The sequence below is a fragment of the Paenibacillus sp. TSM33 genome (assembly GCF_056099025.1).
The window spans coordinates 53797-62089 of record NZ_JBLZXB010000021.1; the positions used below are offsets into that span (position 1 = coordinate 53797).

Consider the following 8293-nt stretch of genomic DNA (forward strand, 5'->3'; position numbering starts at 1 on the left):
CATTGCCCCCTAATCTAATGCGGCTGCTAGTGCATCTGCCACCGTTCCAACTCCTATAATTTGTATCCCTTTCGGATGTGTCCAGCCCTTCAAGCTTTTCTCGGGCATGATCACCCGTTTGAAACCTAATTTCTCTGCTTCTCGCACTCGCTGTTCTGCTCGGGATACAGCCCGCACCTCGCCTGTCAGTCCTACTTCACCAAAAATCACATCGTACGGCTTGGTAGGAGCATCCCTAAAGCTGGAAGCAATGCTCACCGCTATAGCTAAATCCACCGCTGGTTCATCCAGCTTTACGCCTCCAGCAACGTTGAGATAAGCGTCCTGGTTTTGCAAAAACATGCCCATCCGCTTTTCTAGTACGGCTATTATTAATCCCATCCGATGATGGTCAATCCCCGTACCCATTCGGCGTGGAGATGGAAAATGTGTAGCCGCAATGAGTGCTTGCAGTTCAACCAACACAGGCCGGGTTCCCTCCATACTGGCAACGACAGTGGAACCAGCCACCCCCAGTGGCCGTTCGGACAGGAAGAGCTCAGAAGGATTCGCCACCTCACGCAAACCACTTTCGGCCATTTCAAAAATACCAATTTCATTCGTAGAACCGAAACGATTCTTAACCGCACGCAACAGCCGATACGTATGATGGCGCTCTCCTTCAAAATAAAGTACACAATCAACCATATGCTCCAACAAACGCGGACCTGCAATAGCACCTTCCTTGGTCACATGTCCTACCAATACTGTAGCAATACCTAATCCCTTGGCAATCCGCATAAATCGTGAAGTACACTCACGCACCTGGGCTACACTACCAGGCGCACTTGTCACCTCAGGCAAATATACAGTTTGTATCGAGTCGATGACCAAAAACTCTGGCTTCAAACTGTCTACTGCTTCTTCAATCGTCTCCAAATTCGTCTCACATAATACGTATAGACTGGGAGATAAGGCACCTAGGCGGTCTGCACGTAGCTTCGTTTGGCGGACGGATTCCTCACCAGACACGTACAGTACCTTTAAACCAGTTAAAGCCAGCTCATTAGAGGTTTGCAGCATAAGCGTAGACTTGCCGATCCCCGGATCACCACCTACCAGAACAAGCGAACCTGGCACCACACCTCCACCAAGTACACGATTTAATTCACCTATTCCGGTCAAAATTCGTGTTTCTTTGCCACTCTCTACTTCAATAATAGGAAGCGGTTTGTCTTTTGTGCTATGAGTAAGAATGGAAGATCCCATTCCTTGAGTTTTTACAACGCTTTCCGTTTCTTCGACCATGGAATTCCATGCCTGGCATCCAGGACATTTTCCGTACCATTTAGGCGATTCATAGCCACATTCCGTACAGGAAAATTTAGTTTTCACTTTAGCCATACTTTATTCCCTGGCTCCTTCTTGACAACGATGATGTCAAATTTATCTTCACACAGCACCTGAAAGAGCTGTAACAATAAAAGTTTACCATTGAAGCTTGGCGGACGTAAAGCAATATCACAAACTTTCCCAAAGCTTTTACCCTACCCTTTCAAGGTGTTCCATACACAAAAAGGGTGCCTTCGCAATAGCTTTCCAGCCTGCGAGACACCCTTTTCTAATGTTTTATTTACTAAACTGCTTTAGGACTTCGCGGATACATTATCCTTTTTCGTTACTGTCAATGCACCGTTCTCTTCATCAATGTAGAGAGAGTCGCCTTTAGAAATGTTTCCAGTCAACAGTTCCTCGGACAGGCGATCTTCAATATGCTTCTGGATTGCACGACGCAATGGACGCGCACCATACGCTGGATCGAAGCCTTCCTTGGCAAGGAAATTTTTAGCCTTGTCTGTCAACTCAAAGTCAACCTCATACTCATTCAGACGCTTACGCAGCTCCTCAGACATGAGTGAGACAATTTCGGCAATATGTTTTTCTTCGAGAGAATGGAAAACGATAATTTCATCTATCCGGTTCAAGAACTCAGGACGGAAGCTTTTCTTCAGTTCATCCATCACTTTGCCCTTCATGTTATCGTAATCCGCCCCAGCGTCCACAACAGCTGTAAAGCCAAGCGTGGAGTTACGCTTGATCGCCTGTGCACCAACGTTGGAGGTTAGGATAATGAGTGTGTTACGGAAGTCAACAACACGTCCTTTGGAATCCGTCAGACGTCCATCCTCCAACACTTGCAGCAGAATATTGAATACTTCTGGGTGTGCTTTTTCAATTTCATCCAGCAACACAACAGAGTAAGGCTTACGACGTACCTTCTCAGTCAGTTGGCCACCTTCTTCATATCCAACGTACCCTGGAGGCGCTCCTACCAGACGGGATGTGGAGTGCTTCTCCATATATTCAGACATATCAATACGGATAACCGCATTTTCATCACCAAACATAGATTCAGCCAAGGCGCGTGCCAGCTCTGTTTTACCAACGCCAGTTGGACCGAGGAAAATAAAGGAGCCGATTGGACGCTTCGGATCTTTCAGACCCGCGCGTGCCCGGCGAATCGCCCGGCTTACTGCCTTAACAGCTTCGTCCTGTCCAATCACCCGTTCATGCAACAGTTGCTCCATATTCAGCAAACGATGTGTTTCTTCTTCTTTCAGCTTGCTGACTGGGACACCAGTCCAGATGGCAACAACCTGAGCGATATCCTCTGGTGTAACTTCGGAATCTGTACGTCCCTGTTGTTCTTTCCATTGATTTTTCGTGACATCCAACTCTTCACGAATCTTTTGTTCTGTATCGCGCAGCGCAGCTGCCTTTTCAAACTCCTGACTTTGTACCGCTGAATCTTTTTCCTTGCGGATATCCTCCAGACGGTTTTCCAGCTGTTTCAGGTTTGGCGGTACTGTATAGGAATTCAGCCTTACCTTGGAGCCTGCTTCATCAATAAGGTCAATAGCCTTATCCGGTAGGAAGCGATCCGTAATATAACGATCTGACAATCTTACTGCAGCTTCAATAGCCTCATCAGTAATTTTTACACGGTGATGCGCTTCGTACCGGTCGCGCAGACCATACAAGATTTGAATCGCTTCTTCCGGAGAAGGTTGATCCACGGTAATAGGTTGAAAACGACGCTCCAAAGCAGCATCTTTCTCAATATATTTGCGATATTCATCCAGCGTGGTGGCACCGATACATTGCAGCTCGCCACGTGCCAAAGCAGGTTTAAGAATGTTGGAGGCATCAATGGCGCCTTCCGCTCCACCAGCACCAATCAGTGTATGCAGTTCATCAATGAACAATACGATATTTCCAGCTTGACGAATCTCGTCCATAATCTTCTTCAAGCGATCCTCAAATTCACCACGATACTTAGTACCTGCTACTACAGAACCCATATCGAGTGTCATTACGCGTTTGTCGCGCAACGTTTCGGGAATCTCATTCGCTATGATTTTTTGTGCCAATCCTTCGGCAATCGCCGTTTTACCTACCCCAGGTTCACCGATCAAAACAGGATTGTTCTTTGTACGGCGGCTGAGCACTTGAATAACGCGCTCAATTTCCTTGCTGCGCCCAATAACGGGGTCCAGGTTGTTTTCCTTCGCAGAAGCCGTCAGATCGCGTGCCAGGCTGTCCAGAGTTGGTGTGCTGACATTAGCTGGAGCACCGTGATGGCTGGAAACCGCCTCGCTGCTGCCGAGCAATTGAAGCACTTGCTGACGCGCTTTGTTCAGACTGATACCCAGGTTGTTAAGTACACGTGCTGCTACGCCTTCACCTTCACGAATAAGACCTAGCAAAATATGCTCGGTACCTACATAGGTATGACCCAATTTACGTGCTTCGTCCATAGACAGCTCAATGACTTTTTTGGCACGTGGAGTATAGGCAATGTTCGTCGGTTGTTCTTGACCGCGTCCAATCAGTGTTTCCACTTCATCCTGGATTTTTTCCAGTCCCAGCCCTAAACCGATTAAGGCTTTCGCTGCTATTCCTTCACCTTCACGAATGAGTCCTAGCAAAATGTGCTCTGTGCCAATGTTGTTGTGTCCCAATCGAACAGCTTCTTCCTGGGCCAAGGCAAGCACTTTCTGTGCACGTTCCGTAAATCTTCCAAACATCATATATCCTGCACCTCCACAGTGTGTATTTCAGATCATTCTATATATTAAAGGGTTGTGCCTAATTTTTGCCGGATCAGCTTCGCCCGGTACATATCGCGCTCACCGGTGTTCATTTTATCCCCAAAGCTTTTTTGTAAAAAACCGGGTTGCGTCATCACATTAAGCTCATTCATCGCTGCAATAGAAGGACGCTCCAAAATCCCTAAATCTACACCGAGGCGTACATCGGATAGCCGCTGTGCAGCCTCCTTGGAATCCAAAACTGCTGCATATGACAAAATACCGAATGAACGCATCACCCGATCTGTAATCCGCAGCATGGATTCATTCATCAATCGTTCTCTGGCAGAACGTTCGTGTTCTATAATTTGCAGCACCACGCCATGCAGATTCTCGATAATTTCCGCTTCGGTTTGTCCCAGAGTAATCTGATTGGATACCTGAAACAAATTTCCAACTGCTTCGCTGCCTTCACCATAAATACCGCGAACTGTAAGACCCACCTGTGAAACAGCGGACAATATACGATTGATTTGATGAGTCATGACCAATGCAGGCAAATGCATCATCACCGAAGCTCTCATACCTGTGCCGACATTCGTCGGACAACTGGTCAGAAAACCTCTCCGATCATCAAATGCATAATCAACATGCGCTTCAAATGCATCATCAATGACCATAGCACGTTCCCAAGCTTCTCGAACCTGACATCCCGGATATAAGCACTGAATACGCAGATGATCCTCTTCATTTATCATAACACTAACTGATTCATCATCACTAATCAACACAGCACCGTTGCGAGATTCGTTCGCCAAATTAGGACTAATCAAGTGCTTCTCAACCAGTACCTGCTTGTCGATCTCATCCAACTCGGATATTTTCAAGGTATGAAAAGTACCAAAACGACGCAAATCATCATACTGAAGGATATCCGTTAAGCGTTGAAGTACTTCCTCCGATTGCTGATTGGTAGCAAGCATGGGAAAAGGAAAATGCTGCAAGTTACGCGCAATTCTTACCCGGCTGCTAATGACAATCTCCGAATCCGCAGCATCACCACGCATCCAATCACTTAGCGGCTTTTCCGTAAATCGGATATTGGGCATCACGCATTCCCTCCTACTCTTCACAAACTTTACTCTTCAGTCATTTCTTTTTCAAGCTTTCTGATTTGGTCCCTAAGCTCAGCAGCTGATTCGAATTCTTCCTGTACAATGTGTTGTTGCATCTCTTTTTTTAAATCATCAATTTGCCGTTTAACCTTTAATCGGCCTCCAGTACGGACCGGAACTTTCCCAACATGACTCGTACTACCATGCACACGCTTGAACAGAGGGTCCAGACGACTATCAAAATATTGATAGCATGATGGACATCCAAAGCGTCCTAGCTTACTAAACTGTGTATAAGTCATACCGCAATCCTTGCATTGCAGATTTTGGGGAACACTGTGACCTGAAGACTGGCTCTTTGTGCTGGAGTCAAAATCCAACATCCCCGACAACAAGCTATGAATCGAAAAGCCATTAGGTGTTCCAGGGATCATCTCCCCTTTTTCCTTCGCACATGTCTCACAAATATGAAACTCTGTCTTTTCGCCATTCACAATTTTGGTGAAATGCAAAGTTGCCGGCCGCATATTACATTCTTGGCACAGCATAAAAGCACCTCCTTCAACGTCAGGATTTTTACAAATCCCTACATCTGAATTGCAAATCTCTATTCATTGGTTAATGGATACTAAGCTATTTGGCTGCCAGCAACGAGATCAGCATAGCCTTAAGCAATCTTGCTCGCAGTTGGTCACGATAGGGAAGCTTCAGCAATAATGTATCTCTTGATAAAGCAGCCTTTATTAAGCCAGCTTCCCTTTTGCTTAAAAAATGAGCTTCCTCTAACTGATAAATCAGTCCTTCTGCTGCCGATTGGCTAATTTCCTCCCCGATGCTCTGATGAAGGTGTGTATGGATCGCATGCTGTGCAGGTAATTGAATTCGCTGAATTCGAATGTAGCCTCCACCACCGCGTTTACTTTCCACCACATAACCCTTTTCCAGCGTAAACCGGGTACTAATTACATAATTAATTTGCGACGGCACGCAGGAAAAGCGATCAGCCAGATCATTGCGCTGAATCTCCACTAAGCCTTGGGGACTTTCCAGCAGCATGCTCTTCAAATATTGTTCAATAATGTCGGAAACATTGCGCATTTCATCATCCTCCACTAACGGAAACGCAAGTATTCAAGTACATTTCACGCTCCACAGAGTCCGCCGTATATTGAACTTAACCAAACGGTAAAGTCACGAATCTAAGCTGTACTCAGGCCATTGCTTATTGTACATCCACTGGAATTGTACCGTTTCATTTCTAGTGTGACCTTTATTTGCGATAAATCATACACTTCTCTTCTGTACATAAGAAGTAGCTCCTAACTATACGCAAATCATGTCGCTATTGTTATACCTCTTTGCTGTAAAATTGTTTTATACAACCAATCCAACAACATAATAACTCTGTAGATTCACACTGGCCTTGATTGACTTTGACTTTCTTTGACTATATTCGTATTATAGCACAAATTTCATTTTTGCCAAGGGGTCAATACCATTTTTCGCAATCTAATTATGTTTTATACATATAACAAAAAACTCTTCCCATTATGGAAAGAGTTTTGGGTAATTATGATACCCCGCATCCAATTTAGTTAAAAAAGTTGGACATTAAGAAGACCTAATTGGACCTTTATCAGAAAAAATCCAATAAAAACGTTTGTTTTATTGGTATCACACGTTTAAGTGCAGCCACAGACTTACTGTTCCCTTTAATACGCCCCCACTTATACAGATCGTCAGCCTGCTGGTAGCCTAACATTAAAGTTGTTAATGACTGAATCCCCAGTTCCAAGTCAGCTACTGTGGCATTGTCAGGTGAATTACTTGTATCCACTCTGTCCAGATGTCCATGCCCTTCCGCAGTAATCGCTAATCTCCATACCCCTTCATTCCAAGGAGCATACCGATCTGTCAGATGTAAGGTCAGACTTGTTTCCTCTCCACTCTGCTCAAAAGGGTAGTTCTCCACAAAAGCAACCGCATCTACAATACGCCCCATAAAATAAGGCACCGTTTCCTGTTGAATTCGTGGATCATCGAGTAAAAAAGACAGATTGTCATCTGCTGGAACGTAAATAAATTTACCTTGGGTTATCATTGAGTCATGATTTGCAAAATAAGTCCACAAAGCCCGACGTGCCGTCTCATTTTCATATACCAACTCATCACAATTTAATTGTTTATCTTCTAGTTTGTATAGTGCATATCCCTGAGGATCGCCTGCATCCGTGTAGTATACTACAGTTCGATAGTTCTCATTTAGAATTCGCTCCTGCCACCATGCCTTATCTCGTACCAGCGTACCATTGTAACGCAAAGCATACGATTGATATACTTGGTCCAGTTCTAAAACATTTTTGATATCTCGTTTGACTACACCTTCTGTTTTAAGTTTAGCAGGGAATTTATCAATTGGAATGACGTATTTTTTGTACTCCGTATACGTTTCCCATCCAAACTTACGATAGAAGGCAAACGAGAATGGATGCAGAAAAGAAAGGCTTTGTCCTGCAGTCTTCATCTCTTCAAGCGCATGCGTCAACAAACGTGAAACCATACCTCCACGACGCTTTTCCGGCCACGTTGCCACACCAGCTATACCTCCCATATCAAAAACCTGACCATGTATGTATACCTGTAACGGCAACAAAGTCAGTTTAGCAGTCAATTCGTGTCCGTCGAAGATTCCCCATGTTTGCTCTGGTTTGAATTTCTTCTTGGCTTTCTCCAGGTCCTCCGAGGACATTGTAAATTGAAAAGCATACTGGGATAATTCAATAGCTGCTTCAAATTCCTCACGTTGTAATTGTCTGATCTTCATATCTTCATCACCTCGCTCGTATACTTGGACCTTTAAAAAAATACGCACTTAGAGTGTCGCAAAGCCTCTTCTCTCTGTCAACCTTAGAGGCAGGTGTCCATCCACAAAATGCACAAAAAAAGGATGATAACCTCAGTAAGGTTATCATCCTTTTTACTTTTGCTTGGCAACGTCCTACTCTCCCAGGACCCTGCGGTCCAAGTACCATCGGCGCTGGAGGGCTTAACGGTCGTGTTCGGGATGGGTACGTGTGGAACCCCTCCGCTATCGCCACCAAACATGAA

The 8293-nt window shown here is 44.9% G+C and carries 6 protein-coding genes and 1 rRNA gene; all 7 read right to left on the reverse strand.

Annotated elements, in window-relative coordinates; translation table 11 throughout:
• Positions 1-9 precede the first annotated feature (9 nt).
• Positions 10-1383 carry a DNA repair protein RadA gene (gene radA, locus ACN6NF_RS22345; RefSeq protein ID WP_474319604.1) on the reverse strand — a complete coding sequence of 458 codons (1374 nt, stop codon included), beginning with the start codon at positions 1381-1383 and terminating at the stop codon, positions 10-12.
• Between the two features lie 242 nt (positions 1384-1625).
• Positions 1626-4070 (reverse strand): ATP-dependent protease ATP-binding subunit ClpC, encoded by a 2445-nt coding sequence (clpC, locus tag ACN6NF_RS22350; RefSeq protein WP_016818634.1) that lies wholly within the window; start codon positions 4068-4070, stop codon positions 1626-1628.
• A 44-nt stretch (positions 4071-4114) separates the two neighbouring features.
• Complete coding sequence (locus ACN6NF_RS22355) at positions 4115-5179, reverse strand: protein arginine kinase (protein WP_474319606.1); 1065 nt, start codon at positions 5177-5179, stop codon at positions 4115-4117.
• 29 nt (positions 5180-5208) lie between these two features.
• Complete coding sequence (locus ACN6NF_RS22360; RefSeq protein WP_016818632.1) at positions 5209-5733, reverse strand: UvrB/UvrC motif-containing protein; 525 nt, start codon at positions 5731-5733, stop codon at positions 5209-5211.
• An 85-nt stretch (positions 5734-5818) separates the two neighbouring features.
• Positions 5819-6283: a CtsR family transcriptional regulator gene (locus tag ACN6NF_RS22365; RefSeq protein ID WP_016818631.1), complete on the reverse strand. Its 465-nt coding sequence runs from the start codon at positions 6281-6283 to the stop codon at positions 5819-5821.
• 538 nt (positions 6284-6821) lie between these two features.
• Positions 6822-8009 (reverse strand): GNAT family N-acetyltransferase, encoded by a 1188-nt coding sequence (locus ACN6NF_RS22370; RefSeq protein ID WP_474319608.1) that lies wholly within the window; start codon positions 8007-8009, stop codon positions 6822-6824.
• Between the two features lie 161 nt (positions 8010-8170).
• Positions 8171-8287 (reverse strand): 5S ribosomal RNA (rrf, locus tag ACN6NF_RS22375).
• Positions 8288-8293 lie beyond the last annotated feature (6 nt).

Coding starts and splice junctions, on each gene's coding strand:
- radA (WP_474319604.1), bottom strand. CDS start 1,383: ATGGCTAAAGTGAAAACTAAATTTTCCTGTACGGAATGTGGCTATGAA.
- clpC (WP_016818634.1), bottom strand. CDS start 4,070: ATGATGTTTGGAAGATTTACGGAACGTGCACAGAAAGTGCTTGCCTTG.
- ACN6NF_RS22355 (WP_474319606.1), bottom strand. CDS start 5,179: ATGCCCAATATCCGATTTACGGAAAAGCCGCTAAGTGATTGGATGCGT.
- ACN6NF_RS22360 (WP_016818632.1), bottom strand. CDS start 5,733: ATGCTGTGCCAAGAATGTAATATGCGGCCGGCAACTTTGCATTTCACC.
- ACN6NF_RS22365 (WP_016818631.1), bottom strand. CDS start 6,283: ATGCGCAATGTTTCCGACATTATTGAACAATATTTGAAGAGCATGCTG.
- ACN6NF_RS22370 (WP_474319608.1), bottom strand. CDS start 8,009: ATGAAGATCAGACAATTACAACGTGAGGAATTTGAAGCAGCTATTGAA.